We start from the raw sequence: 21,365 nt of genomic DNA, 5'->3' as shown, positions 1-21,365 counted from the left end.
AAAGGAGACGAGATGGGCTGGCTGGTGACCGGCGGAGCTGGGTACATCGGGTCGCATGTGGCCCGCGCCCTGCTAGATGCCGACGTTCCGGTAGTGGTGATCGACGACCTGTCCAGCGGATTCGAGCACTTCGTTCCCGAATCCGCAACCTTCATCCGAGGAACCCTGCTCGACAGGGCGTTGATCGAGGACACCCTGCGGCGCTTCGAGTTGCACGGCGTCATCCACATCGCGGGATACAAGTACGCGGGTGAGTCCGTCAAGCGCCCCCTGCACACCTACGAGCAGAACGTGACATCCACCGTCAACCTGTTACAAGCGATGCAGCTCGTGGGTGTGGACAGGATCGTGTTCTCCTCCAGCGCTGCCACATTCGGCACACCAAATGTCGAGATCGTGGATGAAACCACCCCCACCGAACCCCAATCACCTTATGGGGAAACAAAACTGATCGGTGAGTGGCTGCTGCGCGATGCCGAGGTTGCCCATGGACTTCGGCATACCAGCCTGCGCTATTTCAATGTGGTCGGCTCGGGCTCAGATCAGTTGTTCGACACCAGCCCGCACAATCTGTTTCCGAGGGTGTTCGACATGCTCTATCGCGGAGCCACACCGACCATCAACGGCGATGACTACCCGACGCCGGACGGCAGCTGCGTGCGCGATTACATCCATGTCTCGGACTTGGCGCTGGCACACGTCGCTGCGGCCCGCAGACTCGATGAGGGTCTGCCGGTGGAGTCGGTATACAACCTCGGCAGCGGTGACGGCACATCCGTACGGGCGATCATGACGGCAATCCGTGAGGTCACCGGTATTGATTTCGAACCCGAGATCATGCCCCGGCGGCCGGGCGACCCGGCGCGCATTGTGGCGGCAGGCGATCTCGCCGCCCGGGATCTGGGCTGGGCCATGCGACATTCACTTCACGACATGGTGGCCTCGGCGTGGGCCGCCCGCCAGCGCGCCGGAGACGCCTACCCGCGCTCGTGAAAACCTGGGTCGCCCGCACAGCTCTGTCGCTGATCGCTGTCCAATTGGGCATCCGAGCAGTCCTGGCGTTCGGAGGCTACTATTACTGGGACGACTTGATCCTCGTCGGCCGGGCCGGGACCCAGAGCCTGCTGTCACCGGCATACCTTTTCGACGACCACGACGGCCATGTGATGCCCGGCGCATTTCTGTTGGCCGGCACCATCACCCGACTTGCACCGCTGAACTGGGCGGGTCCGGCCATCAGCCTCGTAGTGCTCTCGTTGCTGGCTTCGCTGGCGCTGCTGCGGGCGCTGCATGTGATCCTGGGCTGGCGCCCGGTGCTATTGGTGCCCTTGACATTCGCCCTGTTCACACCGCTGGCTGTCCCGGGGTTCGCGTGGTGGGCGGCGGCATTGAATTCGCTGCCGATGCTGGCCGCGATGGCATGGGTGTGCGCCGACGCGATTCTACTGGTGCGCACCGGCAACCGCCGCTATGTGTTCACCGGCGCACTGGCGTACCTCGGCGGGCTGTTGTTCTTCGAGAAATCCGCGATCATTCCGTTCGTCGCGTTCACCGTCGCCGCGCTTCATTGTCACGTGACCGGTACCGGTTCGGTCGGAACGGTCTGGCGTGCGGCAGCGCGTCTGTGGACGGCGTGTCTGGCGCTTACCGTCGCCTGGGTCGGGGTGTATCTGATCGTCGTGGACCAGCAGCGTTGGAGCTTCGACCTGTCGATGACGAGGGATCTGTTGTGGCGCTCCTTCACTCACGGGATCGTGCCGGGTCTGGTTGGTGGGCCGTGGAATTGGCAACGCTGGGCTCCGGCCTCTCCGTGGGCGACGCCGCCGGCAGCGGTGATGGTCCTCGGCTGGGCCGTGCTGGCGGCGGTCATCGCGCTGACGATGGTTCGTAAGCAGCGCATCGGCGGTGTGTGGCTGGCCGCACTGGGGTACGCAGTGGCCTGCCAGGTACCGATCTACCTCATGCGATCATCGCAGTTCACCGCGCTGGAATTGGCCCAGACATTGCGCTACCTGCCCGATCTCGTTGTCGTGCTGACGCTGCTGGCGGCGGTCGGCCTGTGCGCACCCAACCGGGCACGCTCGGGTTGGCTGGACTCGTCGGCGAGGAGGTCGGCCACGGTCGCCTGCCTGACGGTGGCGTTCGTGGCGAGCTGTCTGTACTCGACGGCGACCTTCCTGACCAGTTGGCGCGACAACCCCGCACAGCCATACCTGCACAACGCACGGGCCGCTCTGGCAACGGCGCATGCCTCGTCGGACGCGCCGATGTTGGATCAGGAGGTTGATCCGCTGGTGCTACAGCGAGTGGCATGGCCGGAGAATCTCGCCAGCCATATGTTCGGTCTCCTCGAAGATCGCCCGGAATTCTCCTCTGCTACAGGTGAACTACGCATGCTGGACGCCTCGGGAAACCTGGCGGACGCGAAAGTGACCTGGGTGCGCTTCATCCTGCCCGGACCCGCTCCACAGTGCGGATACCTGGTGCAGCCCGATATCCCGGTGCGTATGCCGTTGGACGGACCGTTACTTCCCGCTGACTGGACCGTCGAGTTCAACTATCTGGCCAACAGCGACGGCTCGATGACCCTGTCCCTGACCGAAGGCGACCGGGTCAAGGTTCCGGTTCGGCCTGGTCTCAACCGGGTCTACGTGCGATTGCCGGGCGCCGGCAATGCGATCACCGTGCGGGCAGAAACGGCGGCGCTTTCGGTGTGTGTCGCCTCCGGTCCGGTCGGGTACGCGGCTCCGCGGTAGGCAAGTGTGAGGGCCTGCGATTATTTCCGGCGCACACAAACTTTCGGATTCCATGGTGCCTCGCGTGACTGGCGAGAGTTAATCCTGCTCAACGGGCTCGGCTACCACGATCGAGAATTCCTTCGTGCGGTTGCCGGCGATGGGTACGGTGATACCCGACGGTCTCTGTTCATCGGTGAGGGGCGGCTGAATGGCATTGCGCCTTTCCCTTAACCAACTGGTTGCCGTTCTAGCTGGTGCGATCATTCTGGTTTTCGCGGTCACGATATCGACTTCGATGCTGTCTCAGGCCTCTGTCGGGCGCATTGTCTCCGATCTCGAAAACCGTCTCCTACCGGTCCGGGTCAAGAGTTCGCAGTTGGCCCGCGCATATCTCAACCAGGAGACCGGCCAGCGAGGGTTTCTGCTCACCGGCGACCCGGTTACCCTCGCGCCCTACAACTCCGGCACCGCCGAGGCCAATCGGCTGGTCGACGAGCTTCGTACCGAGCTTTCCCGCGCGCCGGATGGAGGCCAACTCCTCACGTTGTTCGAGGATGTCGTCGCAGCGGCCGCCACCTGGCGGGAGCAGGCGGCCGAGCCTCAAATCGCCGCGCAGCGCGCCGCGTCGATAACCCAGGAACAGCTCAGCCCGCTAGTTCTCGACGGCAAGGAGTTGTTCGACAAGCTCCGCGAACGGGCTGGCGCTCTCAGCACGCGGATCGAGACCCTGATAGCCGAAGGGCTTCAGCAGCTTCGGTCAGTGCAGCGGACGGCAAACCTCGTTCAGTACAGTGCGGCAGCTGCCTTGGTGGTCGTCATCGCCGGCATCGTCACGATGATGGTTCGGATGGTCAACCGGCCGGTTGCCCGGCTGGTGAGCGACATACGCGCCGTGGCGGACGGCGTCTATGACAGCCCCATCGGCGGTGCTGGTCCCCACGAGGTTCAGGTGATCTCGACGGCCGTGGCAGCCATGCGCGACAGCCTGATCGAAGCGAGGAATATACAAAAGGTCGAAAAAAAGCGTTTCGAATCGGTGGTGGGAAAGACGCCGTCGGCAGTCTCGGTCCGAGATTCACGGCACCGCTACACCCTGGTCAACACCGCGTTCTGCCAATTGTTCGGATACGAATCTGCTGAGGAAGTGATCGGCCGGACCGAGGACGAAATCCTGCCGCCCGACGTCCTTCAACGCTCTAGGCTCGCTGCTCCTGGACTTCTGGTTGGCGATCCTTCCATCGAGGAAGAGTCCATCCAGCTGGGGCCAGACCACACCTTGTTCATGACCCACCGATTCCCGTTGCGCAACGCCGCGGGCGCAATCACAGAGCTGGTCACGATACGAACTGACATTACTGACAGCAGGAAGAACCAGCAGGAGGCCGCCGAACGAGCCAAGTGGCAAGATCTTGTCGCCACGGCCATCAGCGAGGAAAGGCTCCTGGTCTATTCGCAACCGATTGTCGATGTTGCGACCAAAGCGACCGTCGAAGAGGAGCTGCTGGTACGGCTACGTACCTCAGGTGCAGAAGAGATCCTGCCGCCGAGCGAATTTCTTCCCCAATGCGAACAGCATGGATTGATGCCGGTGATCGATCAATACATGGTCGGCCGCGCAATCGAATTGGCCCGTGCCGGCAGGCAGGTGAGCGTGAACATCACCGGCCAAACAATCTGCGACGCAAAGGCCATCCAAAAGATCATCGAGGCGCTCGCCTCGGCTGGCCCAGACGTCACGGACAGGATCACTTTCGAGATCACCGAGAACACCGCCCTCGCTTCGCCTGCGGTCGCCAAGTCGTTTTCCATGTCCATGAGGGGTCTGGGTTGCCGGGTAGCTCTAGATGACTTCGGTACCGGATACGGCTCCTTCACCGAACTGCGGCATCTTGATCTGTGCGAATTGAAAATCGACCTGACCTTCGTCCGGGGCATGCTGGAGGATCGCGACGACGAACGCATCGTCAACACGATTGTCGTCGTGGCGCGGGCCTACGGACTGACCACCATCGCCGAAGGCGTCGAGTCGCAGGAGGTACTGGAACGGCTTGCCGAGATGGGAGTGGATCGCGCGCAGGGATATCTCTTCGGCAGGCCGGCGCCGGTCGGTACGTGGTCGAGATGAGGGCGAGCCGGCGGCCCGACCATCAGCCGCCAGGGAAATATCCCAGCCGCCCACCGAAATAGCCCAACCCCTGAGCGAGGGTTCGGGCTATTCCCATGTCCTGAGATTCCAACCAGAGCCGCCTGGGGGAGTCGAACCCCCGACCTATTCATTACGAGTGAATCGCTCTGCCGACTGAGCTAAGGCGGCTTGCCAGGGCGATGAACGCTGACGCAAATAGCGATCGACACCGTCGGGCGGCCTGAGTCTACGACAGCGGCCTCCGGCGACCCAAGTTGATCCCCTGCACCACGTGCGTGAAACCAGCACCTTCTCCAGCCCGACGGATGTCAGCCGCGCAGCGCCTGCCCGACAGTGCCGACCATGGCGTCCACTGCGAATTTGGGTTTGACGTTGACCGCCAGGGCCGCGCGGCAGTCCAGTACCGCCTCGATGCACCGCAACAGCTTTTCCGGCGGCACGTGGGCCGCCATCGCCGCCACCTTCTCAGCCATATCGGGATGGTTGGGCGTCACCTGACCCGCGCCCGACGCGATGAACAGAGCATCACGGAAGTACGTTGCGAGGTCGATCAGCGCCCGGTCGAGCGCGTCCCGCGACGCACGGGTCTGACGTGATTTCTGGCGCCGCTCGAGGTCCTTGATCGCACCGGCGCCACGACGCACCGACCCCGCGGTGCCTTTACCCGTGCCGCCCGCGCCCAGCGCGGTACGCAACTCCTCCGCCTCAGCCTCGTTGCGGCCCCCGGTCAGAGCCTTGGCTTCCGTCTCTGCGGTAGCCACCAACTCTTCGGCGGCTGCATAGGCCCGCGATGGCGTCGCGGCGTCCCGAGCGAGACCCAGCGCGCGTAGACGTCTCTGCCGCGCCTGCTCATCGGTCGCCAGCCGTCGGGCCCGCCCAACATGCCCACCGCTGACCGAGGCTGCCCAGGCCGCGTCCTTTTCCGACAGTCCGTCGGACCCCATCAGCACCCCGGCAATGGCGTCCACCGGCGGGGTTACCAGGGCGACGTGCCGGCAACGCGACCTCAGCGTGATGGCGATGTCCTCCGGATCAACCGAGGGTGCACACAACAGGAACACCGTGGAGGGCGGCGGCTCCTCCACTACTTTCAGCAGTGCGTTGGCCGCGCCCTCGGTGAGGCGGTCGGCGTCCTCGATTACCACGATCTGCCAGCGGCCGGTACCGGGCCGCCGCGACGCGATCTGCACGATGGCCCGCATCTCTGCGACGCCGATGGACAGTCCCTCCGGAATGGTCCGCCGAACGTCGGCGTGGGTGCCCGCCATCGTGGTGGTGCAGGCCCGGCACTCCCCGCAGCCCGGCGCGCCCTCCGAGGTGCACTGCAAGGCGGCGGCGAAACACAAAGCGGCCACCGACCGACCCGAACCCGGTGGCCCGGTGATCAGCCAGGCGTGGGTCATCAGGCCGATTGCGGCCATCGTCTCACCGGGCCCCTCAGAGTGAGCCGAATCACCGCGGGCGGCTCTCGCCGCCGCGATCAACTCGGATTCCACAGCGTGCTGGCCCACCAGACGCGAAAAAACAGCTGCCATCGCCAATAACAGTAGTGCCGCGAACCGACACGTCCGCTCCAGACGCCCCGTCACCCTCAGCCGAGCCCGATACGGTAATCCAATGGCTGACGAAGCGACCGAGAGCGGGCGAATCAGCGCACTCGTCCGCTGGATCGTGCGCACCCCGTGGCCGGTGTTCACGCTGGGCATGCTGCAGGCCGACATCATCGGCGCCCTGTGGGTTCTGGGCTTCCTGCGCTTGGGTCTACCTCCCGAGGACCGCCTCCAGCTGCAGGATCTGCCGGCCGCCAACCTGGCCATATTCCTGGGCTACCTGTTCGTGTCGTTCACCTTTGCGTCCTACTTGTCGCTGCGCATGCTCATCCCAGTCATGCGCTGGCAGCGACGCGACCTACTGCTCGGCGATCGTGACCCGGCGGAAACCGAAAAGGCCCGGATGCGGGCGCTCAAGATGCCGTTCTATCGCTCGCTGATCAGCGCTACCAACTGGCTGCTGGGATCGGTGGTGTTCATCATCGCCAGCTGGCCGGTGGCCAGTAAGTCCGCACCTGTGGTTGCCGTCGCCGCCGCATTGGGCGCCACCGCCACCGCCATCATCGGCTATCTGCAGTCTGAGCGGATCCTTCGGCCGGTCGCCGTCGCGGCCCTGCGCGGCGGCGTGCCGGAGAACTTTCACGCTGCAGGCGTCGTCCTGCGCCAGGTGCTTACCTGGTTGCTCTCCACCGGCGTGCCGGTAATGGCGATTGTGCTTGCGCTGGTGGGCAGCAAATTCGGGATCCTCACCGCCCGCCCCGACCGACTCACCACGACCATCCTGCTGCTGGCCATCGTCGCGCTGGTGATCGGGCTTTCGAGCACAGTGTTGGTCGCGATGTCCATCGCGGACCCACTGCGCCAGCTGCGCTGGGCGCTCAGCGAGGTGCAGCGCGGCAACTACAACGCCCACATGCAGATCTACGATGCCAGTGAGCTGGGGCTACTACAGGCCGGATTCAACGACATGGTGCGCGACCTCGCTGAACGGCAGCGATTGCGTGACCTGTTCGGCCGCTACGTCGGGGAGGATGTCGCTCGCCGGGCGCTGGAACGTGGCACCCAACTCGGCGGACAGGAGCGCGAGGTCGCCGTCTTGTTCGTCGACCTGGTCGGCTCGACCCACCTGGCAGCAACACGCCCGGCCGCCGAAGTCGTCAGCCTGCTCAATGACTTCTTCCGGGTAGTCGTCGACGTGGTTCACCGGCATGGCGGGCTGGTCAACAAATTCCAGGGTGACGCTGCACTGGCCATTTTCGGCGCACCGATCGAGCACCCCAACGCCTCCGGAGCGGCGCTGGCTGCATCCCGGGAGCTGCATGACGAGCTCATCAATGTGCTCGGAGAGACCGAATTCGGCATTGGCGTCTCCGCCGGCAGGGCGATCGCCGGTCACATCGGCGCCCAGGCCCGGTTCGAGTACACGGTGATCGGTGACCCGGTGAACGAGGCCGCCCGGCTGACCGAGCTGGCGAAGATGGAAAAGGGACACGTCCTGGCCTCCGCCATCGCCGTCCGCGATGCCCTGGATTCGGAAGCACTGGCCTGGGATGTCGCCGAGACCGTCGAACTGCGCGGGCGCACCGAGCCGACACAGCTGGCTCGCCCGATCAAACTGGTCACGGCCGAGGAAGTCGACCTGACCCGCTAGCTTCCCTTGGCCGCTTTCTTCGCCGGAGACTTTTTGGCTACAGCTTTCTTGGCGGTCTTCTTGGCGACGGTCTTCTTGGCCGTCTTCTTGGCGACGGCTTTCTTGGCGGCTTTCTTGGCAGCCTTCTTCGGAGCTTTCTTGGCGGGTCCCCGGGCCCGTCGGTCGGCCAACAGCTCCGAGGCCCGCTCATCGGTGATGGACAGCACGTCGTCACCCTTTCGCAGGCTGGCGTTGGTCTCGCCGTCGGTGACGTAGGGACCGAACCGTCCGTCCTTGATGACCATCGGCTTGCCGCTGTTCGGATCTTCACCCAACTCACGCAGAGGCGGGGTCGCCGCCCCTTGCCTACCGCGGCGCTTGGGCTCAGCGTAGATCTTCAGAGCTTCGTCCAACGTGATGGTGAACATTTGATCTTCGGTGGCCAGCGAGCGAGAGTCGGTGCCGCGCTTAAGGTATGGGCCGTAACGCCCGTTCTGCGCGGTGACCTCCTCATTGTTCGCGGGGTCGACCCCAACCACCCGCGGTAGCGAGAGGAGCTTCAGCGCATCCTCGAGGGTCACCGTTTCGAGATCCATTGTGCGCAGGAGCGATCCGGTGCGCGGCTTGGGACCCGTCGGTTTCTTGCCCTTCTTCGCAGGAGTTCCAGCTGAGCCGTCGTCACCGTCGGGCGGCGCGGGCAACACCTCGGTGACGTAGGGCCCGTACCGCCCATCTTTGGCCACGATCTCGTGCCCCGACGCCGGGTCGATACCCAGCTTGCGGCCCTCTTGCGGTGTGGCGAAAGCTTTTTCGGCGAGCTCCAGCGTCAGCTCGTCCGGTGTCAAATTGTCGCTCAGGTTGGCTCGCTGCGGGGTGAGCTCCCCCGGCTTGGCTGGGTCTTGAGCCACCATTCGCTCGAGATACGGACCGTTTCGGCCGACGCGGACGTTGACCACGCGGCCCTGGTCATCGTCAAAGAGCTTGATCGAATTGACCAGACGGGCATCGATCTCCTCCAGGTTGCCGCCGACGAGCTTCTTGAGGCCACCTTCGCGGGCGATCGAACCATCGACCCCGTGATCACCACCGAAGTAGAAGTTGTTGAGCCAGTTGGACCTTCGCTCGTTGCCCGAGGCGATCTGATCGAGTTCGTCTTCCATCGCCGCGGTGAAGTCATAGTCGACCAATCGGGCGAAGTGCTGCTCGAGCAGCCCGATGACCGCGAACGCCACCCATGACGGGACCAGCGCGCTGCCCTTCTTGTGCACGTAGCCTCGGTCTTGAATGGTCTTGATGATCGACGAGTAGGTCGACGGCCGGCCGATGCCGAAGTCTTCCAGCGTCTTGATCAGCGAAGCTTCGGTGAAGCGGGCCGGCGGGCTGGTGGTGTGCCCGTCAGCCGTCAACCGTGTTGCGTCAACCCGCTGCCCCTGGGTCAGGCTCGGTAACCGGCTCTCGGCGTCGTCAGCCTCACCGCCGGCCTGTTCGTCCAGGCTCTCCACATAGGCCTTGAGGAAGCCGGAGAAGGTGATAGTGCGGCCGCTGGCATTGAACACCACGTCCCTCGAGGCCGCGTCGCCGAGCCGGGAGCTGCCGGCGATGCGCAGCGACAGCGTCGTGCCACGGGCATCGGCCATCTGTGAAGCGACCGTGCGCTGCCAGATCAGCTCGTAGAGCCGGAATTCGTCGCTGTCGAGTGCCGAGTGCAACTGACCCGGGGTCTGGAACACATCACCTGAAGGGCGGATCGCCTCGTGGGCTTCCTGGGCGTTCTTGACCTTGCGTGTGTATTGCCGTGGCGACGGGTGCAGGTACTCCTCGCCGTAAAGCTGGCGAGCCTGATTGCGGGCGGCCGAAATCGCCGACTGCGACAGTGTCGTGGAGTCGGTTCGCATATAGGTGATGTAGCCGTTCTCATAGAGACGCTGTGCGATGCTCATGGTGCGCTCCGAGGAGAACCGCAGCTTACGGCCGGCCTCCTGCTGCAGCGTCGAGGTCATGAACGGCGGGTAGGGACGGCGCGTATAGGGCTTCTGCTCGACAGAGGACACGTGCAACTGCGCGCCGCGCAACCCCGTAGCCAACTCGCCCGCCGCCGCCTCATCGAGGACCAGCACCTCAGCGGGCTTCTTGACCGCACCCAACGAGTCGAAATCACGGCCGGTGGCCACCCTTCGACCATCGACGGTGTTGAGCTTGGCGGTGAACCTGGGCGGGGACGCGGCTGCATCGGACACACTGGCGTCGAGTTCAGCGGTGACATCCCAGTAACCCGCGCTGCGGAACGCCATCCGTTCACGTTCCCGCTGGACGATGATCCGGGTCGCGACGGACTGGACCCGGCCGGCCGACAGCTTGGGCGCCACCTTCTTCCACAGCACCGGGCTGACCTCGTAGCCGTAGAGTCGGTCGAGGATGCGCCGGGTCTCCTGGGCATCGACCAGGTCGTTGTCCAGGTCGCGCGGATCCTCGGCTGCCGCCCGGATCGCCGGCTCGGTGATTTCGTGGAACACCATTCTCTTGACCGGGACGCGCGGTTTCAGCGTCTCGAGGAGATGCCAGGCGATCGCTTCGCCCTCACGGTCGCCGTCCGTGGCCAGATACAGTTCATCGACGCTCTTGAGCAAGTCTTTCAGCTCGGCGACGGTGCTCTTCTTCTCCGGGCTGATGATGTAGAGCGGTTCGAAGTCGGCATCGACATTGACCCCGAGGCGCGCCCACGGCTCCGATTTGTACTTGGCGGGGACATCTGCGGCAGCCCTGGGAAGGTCCCGGATGTGTCCCCGGGACGATTCGACGATGTAGCCGGATCCCAGATAACCCGCGATTTTGCGCGCTTTGGTAGGCGACTCGACAATCACGAGTCGCCGGACGTTGCTCCCGCTGCCGCGGTTGTCGTCAGCCACCTTCGCCTAGCTCCACTTCTTCTACTGCCTGGTCGGCCCGCACCATTCCTGCAAGCCGCTCCGGCAACTGACAATTTCGCACCCCCGGCCTGCCGACGCAAACTGGCCCCCGCGCGACGGTTGTCCGCCAAGCATCTATATCCGCGGCCAATTTGTCACCGCTTCAGCGCGGTCGGGGGGCTCCCCCACATTCTCCACCAGGCGCGATAGACGCCGTCGGCCACTGATCCGCAGCGCCGGATGCGTCCCGCGGGTGCCGATGAGTGTCGGCGCTATGCCGACTCTCATCATCGCCGAGGCCAGCGGAGAGTGCGTGTCGGGCGCATGCGGGTCCAATCCGAGCAAAAAACGGCCGGAATCGGGCGTTCCGGATGCCAGCGTCCACGCCCGCAGTTCCCGGGGCCCGGGCAGCCACTGCGGCGGCACGGTCTTGACCGCTCCCCTCGTCCAATCCCCGGCGATCTGGACCAGGCGAGCATCCAGCGCGGTACGAACCAGCGGCGTGTCCTCATCGGTCCGCGCGATCTCGGCCTGCAAGCCGGCCTCGGTGATCATCTCGGCCAGCGCCTCGGCGCGCCACAACCGGTCCACCACGACCGACAACCGCGCAACCGGCACCTGTGCGCTGAGAACGACGGACGCCTGTCCGGGCGCAGCCAGGATTCCTGTCAGGTCGGCTATAGCCGGTGGCACCGACTCAGCCGAGAAGAAGGACAGCTGGCTCACACCAGTGACATTAAGGCAGCCTGACCGCACAGAGGTTGCCGGGCCACAAGGCCCAGTCCCGGACACCACGCAGAAACAGACCACCCCCGCGCATTCCGTGATGGATGACGCGAGGGTGGGCAAGAGGTCTCTGGTTAGGCCCGCTGTTCCTCAGACGGCCCGAACGCCGGTAGCCTGCGGCCCCTTGGGGCTCTGGCCGACCTCAAACTCGACCTTCTGGTTCTCTTCCAGGGTGCGGAAGCCGCTGCCCTGAATTTCCGTGTAGTGGACAAACACATCAGCAGAGCCGTCCTCGGGGGCGATAAAGCCGAAGCCCTTCTCCGCGTTGAACCACTTCACAGTTCCCTGGGGCATCTCTCGTACTTTCCTTCTCGTTACCGGGAGCGGTCCACCGACTTCCGGTGTACCGGGCCCGTTCCGACCGCCATACCTGGTTGGAGTGCTCGGAGTCGACCCGACCATCACCCTCGCAGGAACCGCGACCGCAACGTCGATCCTGCGAGTGCAAATACACGAACACAGAAGCTGCGACCGCCGTTAGTCAACCATGTTCGGGGCCGCTGGTGACAGTCTCGGAGAAATCACGTAGTGAACAATTTACCTGCGAGGGCATCTGGGCGCTTTTTCGGCAGCCAGTGGGCAGCATTCGCGCGACATCCGGGAGGAGCCGAGGTGACAGATCCGGTGTCGGATTTCGGCCGCCGACTGCTGGCTTGCGCGGTCGAGGGCACCGCAGCGGACGAAAAACCCCTGCGCCATGTCGCAGACCTGCCCCCGCGGCGGGCCAGAAAACGGGCCTGGCCCCGGTGGGCCGACCCAGATGTGGTGAGAAGCTTCCGCGATCGCGGCATCGAGGCACCGTGGTCGCATCAGCTGGCGGCGGCCGAGCTTGCTCACGGTGGACGCCACGTAATACTCAGCACAGGTGCCGCGTCAGGAAAGTCGCTCGCCTACCAACTGCCGATAGTGACAGCGCTGAACGCCAACCCGCGGTCGCGGGCTCTGTACCTGGCGCCGACCAAGGCGCTCGGGCACGACCAATTGCGATCGGCCGTCTCACTGATCTCCGGGATGCCCGGACTCACCGACGTCGCGCCGACGCCCTACGACGGTGACAGTTCTGCGGAGGTGCGGCGCTTCGCCAGGGAACGGTCCCGGTGGATCTTCTCCAATCCGGACATGATTCATCTGTCGATGCTGCGCAACCATTCCCGATGGGCGGTCTTCCTGCGCAATCTGGAGTACGTTGTGGTGGACGAATGCCATTACTATCGAGGTGTTTTCGGGTCGAACATCGCGATGGTGCTGCGCCGCCTCCTGCGGCTGTGCGCTCGATATTCGGCGACCGGCGCCCGCTCCTCCGGGCCTAACACTTCCGGGCCCAACACTTCCGGGCCCAACACTTCCGGGCCCAACACTTCTGGGCCCAACACTTCTGGGCCCAACACTTCTGGGCCCACCGTCATCTTCGCCAGCGCGACCACCGCGCAGCCGGCGATCACTGCCTCCCAGTTGATAGGTCAAAGTGTGGTGGAGGTGACTGACGACGGCTCACCCCAGGGGGCACGCACTGTCGCGCTGTGGGAGCCAGCCCTGATCGACGGCCTCGCGGGGGAGAACGGAGCCCCGGTGCGACGAACGGCCGGCGCCGAGGCCGCCCGGGTGATGGCCGACCTGATCGAGGAGGGGGCACACATGCTCACCTTCGTGCGGTCTCGCCGGGGCGCTGAACTCACCGCGTTGGGCGCCAAGGTCCGCTTGGCCGAGACGGCACCGCACCTGTCAACACAGGTTGCCTCTTACCGTGCCGGCTACCTCGCCGAGGACCGTCGCGTACTCGAACGGGCGTTGGCCAGCGGTGAACTTCGCGGCGTGGCAACGACCAACGCTCTGGAGTCGGGGGTGGACATCGCGGGTCTTGATGCCGTGGTTCTGGCCGGCTTCCCCGGCACCGTCGCCTCGTTCTGGCAGCAGGCGGGACGCGCCGGCAGACGCGGGCAGGGAGCACTTGTGGTGCTGATCGCCCGCGACGATCCCCTGGACACCTATCTGGTTCACCACCCCGCCGCTTTGCTCGACAAACCCATAGAGCGGGTCGTCATAGACCCGCGCAACCCGTATGTCCTTGGACCACAGCTGCTTTGCGCGGCAACCGAGCTTCCGTTGACCGAAGTCGAGGTGCGTAGTTGGAACGCCGAAGCGGTGGCAAGCACATTGGTCGACGATGGTTTGCTGCGCCGGCGGCCGAACGGCTACTTCCCCGCCCCCGGAGTCGATCCGCACCCCGGGGTGGACATCCGCGGCTCCAGCGGCGGACAGATCGCGATCCTGGAAGGCGGTACGGGCCGCATGGTGGGCAGTACCGGGGTGGGGCAGGCACCCGCATCGGTCCATCCCGGGGCGGTTTATCTGCACCAAGGTGACAGCTACGTAGTCGATTCCCTCGACTTCGAGGACGGCATTGCCTTCGTCCACGCCGAGGATCCCGGATACACGACATTCGCCCGCGAGTTAACCGCTATCGATGTGATCGGGCCGGGCGAATGTTGCGACCATGGGCCGGTCACCGTGGGGCTGGTGCCCGTGTCGGTCAGCAACACGGTCACCGGATACCTGCGCCGCCGCACCGACGGTGCGGTGATCGACTTCGTCGACCTCCATATGCCGACGCGCACCCTCGAGACCATGGCCGTGATGTGCACGATCACGTCGGAAGCGCTGCGCGACAGCGGTATCGGCCCGCTACGAATTCCTGGATCGCTGCACGCGGCCGAACACGCCGCGATCGGTCTGCTGCCGTTGCTCGCCGGCTGCGATCGCGGCGACATCGGTGGGGTGTCCACCGCAGCAGGCCCGGTCGACGGGCAGCCGGCGATATTCGTCTACGACGGCTATCCCGGTGGCGCAGGCTTCGCCGCCAGCGGATTCGCCACCATCGATACCTGGTGGCGGGCCACCGCCGCGGCAATCGAGGCCTGCGACTGCCCGACGGGTTGTCCGTCCTGCGTGCAGTCGCCCAAGTGTGGGAACGGCAACGACCCCCTGGACAAAGAAGGTGCGGTCCGGGTGTTGCGACTGGTGGCCAGCCTACTCGCGGCTGCGATCCCATGAATCCACCCGGCGGTCGACCCCTCGACGATCGCCTCTGGATACCAGAGCTAGGAAACCGTAGCCGAAAATCACGGCAAACAAAACACGCCGACCGAAAGACCAACTGCGCCGTACGATCTGTCCTGGACCCTGACTACTAGGATGATGGCAAATTACCTTGTGAGCGCCGTGGCTGCAACTCCCGCGCGGCGGTCCGGCGGCACGCGGAGCTACTCGGAAACACAAGAAGGCGGATTCCATGGCAACGGGATCAGCAGGAACTCCCAACCCCTCGGTAGGCTTACCGCCATGACCCACGACTGGCTGCTCGTGGAAACACTGGGCAGCGAGCCTGCCGTCGTCGCGCAGGGCGCCCACACCAAGAATCTGCTACCGGTCGACACGTTCTTGGGGCGAGACCCACACCTGATGGCTATCCAGACCGCCATCGGCGAGACGGTTCGCGCCGGCACGGGCCTGACGAGCATCACGCCCAAGAACGACCGCGTGATTCGCACCGAGGTTGTCCAGATGTCGGACAACCGAATCCATGGGGTGCAGATCTGGGTGGGGACACCCGACGAGGAACCGCCACCGCGGCCGCTCGTCGGATCGTTGATCGTGGATCTCACAGCGAGAACCGTCACCGACACCCCCGAGTCGCTGCGCATCGGTGGGTGGGATCCAGACCAGGCGCCCGTGTTGGGACGGGTGTTCGCCGAGGCGCTTCCCCGGCGCGATCTCGATCCCAGCGAGTCCGAGATCATCAGCATGGTGATAAACCCCGAAGCGGGGCAGTCGATCTGCGATACCTGGGACTTCACCGACTACCTGGGCGAGCGGATCACGGTCGGATTCGTCACCCGTTCCCTTTCGGAGGAACAGGATGACGGCAAGGCCCGGTTGATCTGTCGGGCGATGAATTGGCGCAGCGTGCAGGAGGGGCCCAGCATCCAGGAGGACCTCCTCGGTCAACGCATCCTCGATGACACGGCAGAACCGGGCGTGCACCGGGCGCTGGTGGACCCCAGGCAATGGGCTCTGCTGAAGTGGCTCGACGACCCCGCGCCGTTCTTCGACTGGCGGGCGGGGATCGTGGGAGACCGGGCCCACCCAGCCGATCAGGCCACGCTGGCCAGAATGGCTGCGGAGTTCGACACTGGGGGTACCTCGGGTGTGCTGAGGATGGTCGCCCACCATGGCGGATGGACCCCGGTTCACGCGACCGTGGACCGCGTCGAACTCAATGAAGGCGTCTACGCCGGAGCGGCTGCATTTCGGTTACCCACGCAGGAAGAACTCGCCGTCGCCGGCCTCGATGGGCCCGAGGAGCCGACCGGCAGTGAGCGAAAGGCGCCCTCGCGCAAGAAGGACGCCGCCAAGAAGAAGACCGGCACGAAAAAAGCCGCCAAGAAGAAGACGGGCACAAAGAAGATCGGCACGAAAAAAACCGGCACGGACTAGCTCGCGGTATCTATGGGCCCACCCTGGCCACATCTATTGGACCAGCCCTGGCCACCGCCCGGGCTGCCCCCATCCAGGCTGGACCGACAGCGGGCGAGGCCTCCACAGTTACGACGAGGTCCAACCCCTCCGCCGCGCAAGTGAGCGCAATCGTGCCCATCGCACGCGCCAGCACAGCAGCCTGCGCACACGCGGTGTCGGCTCCGGCAGGCAGGTAAGCCGCTCCGGCGAGGGCGGCAAGATCCGCGGCTGCCTGCGCCCGGTGTCGCGCGATGACCGCCGCCCCAACATGTGCACCGCCCACGGTCACCACGGCCAGTGCCGCGATCATCGCGGCAGCAATCAGGCTGGCCGAGCCGCGATCACCGAGCAGCGGGTTCAGCCGCGGCGATAGCCTCTGCATCGATCGAAACACCCGGTAGGAAAGGCGATCTCGAGGTGACCGTGGCGACCACGTAGGATCCGTTGCGGCGTAAGCGCAGCACCGCGCCGCCGGGTGCGACGGTGCGCGCCGCCCAGTCGGCGCCCAGGTCGTCACCCCGCGCGGCCAGTCGGGCCGCCTCCCGAGCCGCGTCCACGCAGCGCACCTGCATGGATACTGCGGTGAGGCCTGCCAGGCAGACAGCCAGCACTGCCACCAATGCGAGGATCGCGAAAGCCGCTTCCGCGGTGGCCATTCCGCATTCCCCACCTAGGACTTGGTGTTCAGCGCCCGGCTGATGATATTGGTCAATGCACCGACGATCGAGTCCCCGGTGACGACGGTGTAGAGGACGGCCCCGAACGCGGCCGCAGCGATGGTGCCGATCGCGTACTCGACGGTCGACATGCCGTCGTCGGCTACCGCCGCGACGACTAGGCGGGTCCGTAGGTCCCGAAAACGTTCTCTCATCATGGATCCTCTCATTCATTTCTGATCACAGCACTCCCGAGCGCAGGACCTCACCGGCCAGTCCAGCGATTACCGGCACAACGCCCAAGCACAGGAACGCGGGCAGATAGCACATCCCGAGCGGCCCCGCGATCAACACCGAGGCGCGCTCGGCCTTCACCCTCGCAGCGTCGACTGCCTCGGCCCGAAGCTGAAGAGCGAGATCCTCGATCCCCTGCGCCAGTCCGGCACCCGAACGCGCCGATCGGCGCGCCATCCTCATCAACGCCTGAATGGTTTTGTCCGCCGGTTGAACAGGGCTCACCCAAGCTGTAGCCGGGTCCGCCCCAAGCGCCAAGAGATCGGCCGCACGCCGGAACAGCGCAGCCATGGATGCGGGCGCGGACTCAGCCACTGCAGCCGCTGCCCTCGACACCGCCATTCCGGAGCGCAGACAGGCGGCAAATAGGTCCAGGGTGGCCGCCGCCGAGAGCGCATCGTCGACGACCGGGCGTCGCCGACGTTCGCCAACCGGCTGCAGATCTGCCCTCATCCGGGTCAACGATGCTCGGGGTATTGCCAACACAGATGCCGCGAGAAGCACTGCAGCCCAGGTCATGTCAATACCTTCGCGGTGATGCGATCGGACCAGAGCAGGCCGCAACAGGTCAAACCGCTGCCGACGACGAGAAACCAGCCGCCCGCTCCTTGTGAGAATAGGAAACTCAATGGATCGGCACCGATTGATTGACCGAGCAGGACACCGAGCAGCGGCAGGCCGGCGAGGATCGCCGCGGTCGCGCGAGCGCCGGCCATTCCTGCCTCCACACCCTGATGGAAGCGTCGGCGCTCGACGATGTCTCGCTGCGCGGCCTGCATCAGGGTCGCGATTGCCAACCCATGTGTGTGCGCGAGTTGCCAACACACCGCCAATCTCTCCCAGTGGCCCGGCGACGTTGACCGCTGCGCCTCGGCGCGCAATCCGGCAGCCACATCGGCTCCCAGAAAGGCGCGCGAGGCGACCGAACGCAGTGAGTGGGCGACGCAACCGTCCGACTCCTGGGCGGCTACGCCGATCGCGGCGACGGGATGCGCGCCGACCCTCAACTCCCCGACCAGAACATCGAGAGCACTCTGCAGTGCGGATGCTTCCGCGATGGCGGCTCGCCGACGAAGGCCGAGGCGGCGACGCACCACAAACGTCGCGATCAGCAGGCCCAGCCCCGAAAGAGCAGTCCACGGCATCAGCAACGACAGTGCTGCGCAAGCGGTCACCGCGAAAGGCAACACCGTGAGCCGCTGGCGTCGGCGTCGCAGCATCATGAGTGCCCGGGCACGCTGCCGCGCGGAGGACGGGACGAGCAGCACTGCCGCGGCCAAGGCCAGGGCCGCGCCAATCACGGTCGCCTTCGTGCGCGCACCAAGGTGCCCAGAGTCTCGGCGCCGCGCCCGAAACCGCTGTTCCGGTTCCAGCAGGGCAGCACACACACTCGGCCGTCCTCGCCACGTTGCAGCAGCCCCACCTCGCTCAGATGGCGACTTCCCGCGCTGTCGCGTCTCACGTGTAGTACCACCTGGATGGCGGCGGCCAGCTGACTGTGCAATGCGCCGCGATCGAGTCCGCCAAGCGCCCCCAGCGCTTCGAACCGGGCGGGTACCTCTGCCGGATTATTGGCGTGCACCGTACCCGCGCCACCGTCGTGCCCGGTGTTCAGCGCCGCGAGCAGGTCGATGACCTCGGCTCCACGGACTTCACCGATGACGATCCGATCGGGCCGCATCCGCAGCGCCTGCTTGACCAGGTCGCGAACGGTCACCTCGCCGACGCCCTCGACGTTGGCGCAGCGGGCGATGAGCTTCACCAGATGGGGGTGCCGGGGTGCCAACTCGGCGGCATCCTCCACACACACGATGCGCTCGTCTGCGTTCACGGCGCCGAGCATGGCCGCCAACAGGGTGGTCTTGCCGGCTCCGGTTCCGCCGGAGACGACGAAAGCCAACCGCGCGTCGAGGACGTCGCGCACCAATTCGCCTGCCTCGGCCTCGATCGCGCCCGTTTCCACCAACGCGTCGAGATCCTGAGTGGCCGGCCGCAGTACCCGCAAGGACAGGCACGTGCCCGCCGCGGCAACCGGAGGCAGCACCGCGTGAAATCGCACGGTAAGGACGCCGTCCGGGTGGGCCGAGCCCAGATGGCTGAGATGCCCGTCGACCCAGGGTTGGGCTTCGTCGAGGCGGCGTCCGGCGCTCAACGCCAACCGCTGGGCAAGCCGGCGCACCGCAGCCTCGTCCGCGAATCGAACTGAACTCCGTCGCAAACCGTTGCCGTCGTCCACCCAGACGCCGTCGGGGGCCGTCACCAGCACATCGGTAGTACCCGGACCGCACAGCAATGGTTCCAGAACTCCCACCCCAACCAGTTCGGTCTGCATTTCGCGAAGACTGGTCAACACCTCGGTATCCCCGAGCACGCCGCCGGATTCCGCACGGATGGCTGCCGCCACCACGCTCGCCCGCAGCGGTACGCCGTCGGCCGCGAGCCGCTCTCGCACCCGATCGACCAGCGATGCGCTCATGCCCTGGACTCGGCGGGGTGTCCGAGGTGCGGGTTCTGGCAAAGGACTGCGAGGACTTTGCGGGCTGCACCTGCCAACGGTGAACGGCGCCCAAGCCTGAGCCCGCCGCGCTCGAGGCGAGGCCGGATACCGGGTTCGGGACGCATCGACGCCAGCACCGGCAAACCCACGATCTGGGCGATGTCGGTGGGCCGGAGACCGCCCGGAGACGGACCGCGTACCAGCACCCCGGTATTCGGGTTGCCGGCCGAGGCCCACAGTGCGATAGCAGCCGAGGCCGCACATGAGCGCACGTCAGCCGTTGTGATCAACACGACGAGATCCGCAGCGGCGAGCGCGGTCTCGGCGGCCGGGGTCGGCTGCCGGGCCACATCGCAGACCACCGTCACCCCCGCCCGGCTTCCCGCGTCGATCACCGCGGACAGCGGCACCGGCTTGATTTCGCTGCATCTGCTGTCACTGCTTCTGATCTCACCGCCGGATGGATCGCCGGGCAGTACGCGCCCGCCCGAAAGCAGGCTGACCCCGTGCCGCCCCGGCAAGGCATCACGTAATGCCGCGTAACTCAGGCGGCCGCCGGCCGAGGAGAGATCGGGCCAGCGCAGGCCAGGTTCTGTTTCACTACCGAGAACCAGATCGAGTCCACCGCCCCAGGGGTCCCCGTCGATGAGCAGCGACTCGGCGGATTCTTGGGCCAGCGCGGTGGCGAACACCGAAGCCCCGGCACCACCACGACCTGCAAGGACAGCTACGACAGGTCCGCGTACGCCGCGATTGCCCGATGCCGGCGAAGCCTCCGCGGCGTCGGAAAGGGCCGCCATCAGATCGCTGTCACCTGCGGGCAACGTCATGACTCCTTGCGCACCAACGGCAACAGCGGCCTCCCAGTCGGCTGGGCCGGGCTCGGCGTTACCGACCAGGAATACCCGCGCACGCCGGGGCATTCCACGCTCGGCGCACCGCCGCGCGGCACGGGCGTCTAGAAGAATCGCCGCGGCACTGGTCCAAACCCTGCGGCTGGACGGGTCACTGGTGCGCGCCACCGGCAAGCCCGCGGCGGCCACCACGCGGTCGATATCGGTCTTGAGCGCCTTGCCGTCGATCACGGCCAGGATCCCCGGGGGATCTGCGGGCTTGGTCATGACCCAAGCGTCGACTGTCGCCGGGCCTGCCGAAAGTGCGTGGTTGGAATCTGTGGATCAACTCGGAGTTGGGGACAGATCAGGCACTGGGACGACCCCAAGAAATGCGATTCGGCAACTTCTTGGAGTTCGCACAACCCAACGCTTCGGGGGCCGCAGCCGTGAAAATTCGCGGGTCGCCGCCAAGGAACTTGCGGGTCGCCGCCAAGGAACTTGCGGGGAGCAGCCGTGAAAATTCGCGGGCCGTCGCCATAAAAGTCACTACCAAAAGGGACGACCCCCGCCAAGGGGGAGGAGGCGGAGGTCGTCGTGTATCAGCCCCGGGGGGTCGGGCTGATCCACACCCGACATAAGTCGAGTGACGCTTACTATACACTCGCCAGCGCACGCAAACGCAAGTACGGAACCGCCGGGAAGGCGGCCGGCACGGGACAGCTAAAAAGCGCAAACACGTGTCGTGAACTGCCAGTTTGTCCCGGCTGCCGGAAAGCGTCAGACGCCATCCCCTTATGCTGGCGTGGTGATC

At 65.5% G+C, this 21,365-nt stretch carries 17 protein-coding genes and 1 tRNA gene; 6 read left to right on the top strand and 12 right to left on the bottom strand.

Going from position 1 to position 21,365, the window contains the following annotated elements; all coding sequences use genetic code 11:
• Window positions 1-12: 12 nt before the first annotated feature.
• The 3 genes from galE to ACPGXI_RS11080 all read left to right on the top strand — a co-directional run bounded on the left by galE (window position 13) and on the right by ACPGXI_RS11080 (window position 4,863).
• Window positions 13-993, top strand: coding sequence for a UDP-glucose 4-epimerase GalE (gene galE, locus ACPGXI_RS11090; RefSeq protein WP_526652761.1), 981 nt, complete (start codon window positions 13-15; stop codon window positions 991-993).
• Window positions 990-2,756: a hypothetical protein gene (locus ACPGXI_RS11085; protein WP_526652796.1), complete on the top strand. Its 1,767-nt coding sequence runs from the start codon at window positions 990-992 to the stop codon at window positions 2,754-2,756. The genes galE and ACPGXI_RS11085 overlap by 4 nt, the downstream gene beginning before the upstream one ends.
• A gap of 190 nt (window positions 2,757-2,946) precedes the next feature.
• Window positions 2,947-4,863 carry an EAL domain-containing protein gene (locus ACPGXI_RS11080; RefSeq protein ID WP_526652759.1) on the top strand — a complete coding sequence of 639 codons (1,917 nt, stop codon included), beginning with the start codon at window positions 2,947-2,949 and terminating at the stop codon, window positions 4,861-4,863.
• Window positions 4,864-4,979: 116 nt separating this feature from the next.
• On the opposite strand, the gene ACPGXI_RS11075 is transcribed toward ACPGXI_RS11080, so the two are convergent.
• Together ACPGXI_RS11075 and ACPGXI_RS11070 are read right to left on the bottom strand one after the other, a co-directional pair.
• Window positions 4,980-5,052, bottom strand: a tRNA-Thr gene (locus tag ACPGXI_RS11075).
• Window positions 5,053-5,192: 140 nt separating this feature from the next.
• Window positions 5,193-6,419, bottom strand: coding sequence for a DNA polymerase III subunit delta' (locus ACPGXI_RS11070; RefSeq protein WP_526652757.1), 1,227 nt, complete (start codon window positions 6,417-6,419; stop codon window positions 5,193-5,195).
• 82 nt (window positions 6,420-6,501) lie between these two features.
• Here ACPGXI_RS11070 and ACPGXI_RS11065 point away from each other — a divergent pair, with 82 nt between their 5' ends.
• Window positions 6,502-8,085, top strand: coding sequence for an adenylate/guanylate cyclase domain-containing protein (locus ACPGXI_RS11065; RefSeq protein WP_526652755.1), 1,584 nt, complete (start codon window positions 6,502-6,504; stop codon window positions 8,083-8,085).
• Here the strand turns inward: ACPGXI_RS11065 and topA are convergent.
• From topA to ACPGXI_RS11050, 3 genes are all read right to left on the bottom strand, one after another.
• Entirely contained in the window at window positions 8,082-10,970 is a 2,889-nt protein-coding gene (gene topA / locus ACPGXI_RS11060) for a type I DNA topoisomerase (protein ID WP_526652753.1), read from the bottom strand. The two genes, ACPGXI_RS11065 and topA, sit on opposite strands and share 4 nt — an antisense overlap.
• A gap of 135 nt (window positions 10,971-11,105) precedes the next feature.
• Window positions 11,106-11,696 carry a hypothetical protein gene (locus ACPGXI_RS11055; protein ID WP_526652751.1) on the bottom strand — a complete coding sequence of 197 codons (591 nt, stop codon included), beginning with the start codon at window positions 11,694-11,696 and terminating at the stop codon, window positions 11,106-11,108.
• Between the two features lie 150 nt (window positions 11,697-11,846).
• The gene (locus tag ACPGXI_RS11050; protein ID WP_006243848.1) at window positions 11,847-12,050 is read right to left on the bottom strand and encodes a cold-shock protein; all 204 of its coding nucleotides are present in this window, start codon (window positions 12,048-12,050) and stop codon (window positions 11,847-11,849) included.
• A 318-nt stretch (window positions 12,051-12,368) separates the two neighbouring features.
• Here ACPGXI_RS11050 and ACPGXI_RS11045 point away from each other — a divergent pair, with 318 nt between their 5' ends.
• The gene (locus tag ACPGXI_RS11045) at window positions 12,369-14,807 is read left to right on the top strand and encodes a DEAD/DEAH box helicase (protein WP_526652749.1); all 2,439 of its coding nucleotides are present in this window, start codon (window positions 12,369-12,371) and stop codon (window positions 14,805-14,807) included.
• A 288-nt stretch (window positions 14,808-15,095) separates the two neighbouring features.
• Window positions 15,096-16,250: a PAS domain-containing protein gene (locus tag ACPGXI_RS11040; RefSeq protein WP_526652747.1), complete on the top strand. Its 1,155-nt coding sequence runs from the start codon at window positions 15,096-15,098 to the stop codon at window positions 16,248-16,250.
• Window positions 16,251-16,260: 10 nt separating this feature from the next.
• Here ACPGXI_RS11040 and ACPGXI_RS11035 read toward each other — a convergent pair whose 3' ends face one another.
• From ACPGXI_RS11035 to ssd, 7 genes are read right to left on the bottom strand one after another with little or no spacing between them, the layout of a single operon-like run.
• The gene (locus tag ACPGXI_RS11035; RefSeq protein ID WP_526652745.1) at window positions 16,261-16,653 is read right to left on the bottom strand and encodes an Rv3654c family TadE-like protein; all 393 of its coding nucleotides are present in this window, start codon (window positions 16,651-16,653) and stop codon (window positions 16,261-16,263) included.
• Window positions 16,613-16,927, bottom strand: a complete 315-nt coding sequence (locus ACPGXI_RS11030; protein ID WP_526652743.1) for a TadE family type IV pilus minor pilin — start codon at window positions 16,925-16,927, stop codon at window positions 16,613-16,615. The genes ACPGXI_RS11035 and ACPGXI_RS11030 overlap by 41 nt, the downstream gene beginning before the upstream one ends.
• Window positions 16,928-16,941: 14 nt before the next feature.
• Window positions 16,942-17,142, bottom strand: a complete 201-nt coding sequence (locus tag ACPGXI_RS11025) for a DUF4244 domain-containing protein (protein WP_526652741.1) — start codon at window positions 17,140-17,142, stop codon at window positions 16,942-16,944.
• A gap of 25 nt (window positions 17,143-17,167) precedes the next feature.
• Window positions 17,168-17,740 carry a type II secretion system F family protein gene (locus tag ACPGXI_RS11020; RefSeq protein ID WP_526652739.1) on the bottom strand — a complete coding sequence of 191 codons (573 nt, stop codon included), beginning with the start codon at window positions 17,738-17,740 and terminating at the stop codon, window positions 17,168-17,170.
• Window positions 17,737-18,522: a type II secretion system F family protein gene (locus tag ACPGXI_RS11015; protein ID WP_526652737.1), complete on the bottom strand. Its 786-nt coding sequence runs from the start codon at window positions 18,520-18,522 to the stop codon at window positions 17,737-17,739. Before ACPGXI_RS11015 ends, ACPGXI_RS11020 begins: the two co-directional genes overlap by 4 nt.
• A complete protein-coding gene (locus tag ACPGXI_RS11010) occupies window positions 18,519-19,697 on the bottom strand; it encodes a TadA family conjugal transfer-associated ATPase (RefSeq protein WP_526652735.1) in 1,179 nt (392 codons plus the stop codon). The genes ACPGXI_RS11015 and ACPGXI_RS11010 overlap by 4 nt, the downstream gene beginning before the upstream one ends.
• A complete protein-coding gene (gene ssd, locus ACPGXI_RS11005) occupies window positions 19,694-20,839 on the bottom strand; it encodes a septum site-determining protein Ssd (protein WP_526652733.1) in 1,146 nt (381 codons plus the stop codon). The genes ACPGXI_RS11010 and ssd overlap by 4 nt, the downstream gene beginning before the upstream one ends.
• Between the last annotated feature and the right edge of the window lie 526 nt (window positions 20,840-21,365).

Origin of the sequence: Mycobacterium sp., from assembly GCF_049608025.1 — a bacterium.
Classification (GTDB): domain Bacteria; phylum Actinomycetota; class Actinomycetes; order Mycobacteriales; family Mycobacteriaceae; genus Mycobacterium.
Note: the sequence above shows the minus strand (reverse complement) of the source record. Positions and strands in the feature narration are given on the sequence as shown.

Excerpts from the sequence above, each read along its gene's own strand:
- galE (WP_526652761.1), top strand. The coding sequence starts at position 13 with ATGGGCTGGCTGGTGACCGGCGGAGCTGGGTACATCGGGTCGCATGTG.
- ACPGXI_RS11080 (WP_526652759.1), top strand. The coding sequence starts at position 2,947 with ATGGCATTGCGCCTTTCCCTTAACCAACTGGTTGCCGTTCTAGCTGGT.
- ACPGXI_RS11070 (WP_526652757.1), bottom strand. The coding sequence starts at position 6,419 with ATGGCAGCTGTTTTTTCGCGTCTGGTGGGCCAGCACGCTGTGGAATCC.
- ACPGXI_RS11065 (WP_526652755.1), top strand. The coding sequence starts at position 6,502 with ATGGCTGACGAAGCGACCGAGAGCGGGCGAATCAGCGCACTCGTCCGC.
- ACPGXI_RS11050 (WP_006243848.1), bottom strand. The coding sequence starts at position 12,050 with ATGCCCCAGGGAACTGTGAAGTGGTTCAACGCGGAGAAGGGCTTCGGC.
- ACPGXI_RS11040 (WP_526652747.1), top strand. The coding sequence starts at position 15,096 with ATGACCCACGACTGGCTGCTCGTGGAAACACTGGGCAGCGAGCCTGCC.
- ACPGXI_RS11035 (WP_526652745.1), bottom strand. The coding sequence starts at position 16,653 with ATGCAGAGGCTATCGCCGCGGCTGAACCCGCTGCTCGGTGATCGCGGC.
- ACPGXI_RS11030 (WP_526652743.1), bottom strand. The coding sequence starts at position 16,927 with ATGGCCACCGCGGAAGCGGCTTTCGCGATCCTCGCATTGGTGGCAGTG.
- ACPGXI_RS11025 (WP_526652741.1), bottom strand. The coding sequence starts at position 17,142 with ATGAGAGAACGTTTTCGGGACCTACGGACCCGCCTAGTCGTCGCGGCG.
- ACPGXI_RS11020 (WP_526652739.1), bottom strand. The coding sequence starts at position 17,740 with ATGACCTGGGCTGCAGTGCTTCTCGCGGCATCTGTGTTGGCAATACCC.
- ACPGXI_RS11010 (WP_526652735.1), bottom strand. The coding sequence starts at position 19,697 with ATGAGCGCATCGCTGGTCGATCGGGTGCGAGAGCGGCTCGCGGCCGAC.
- ssd (WP_526652733.1), bottom strand. The coding sequence starts at position 20,839 with ATGACCAAGCCCGCAGATCCCCCGGGGATCCTGGCCGTGATCGACGGC.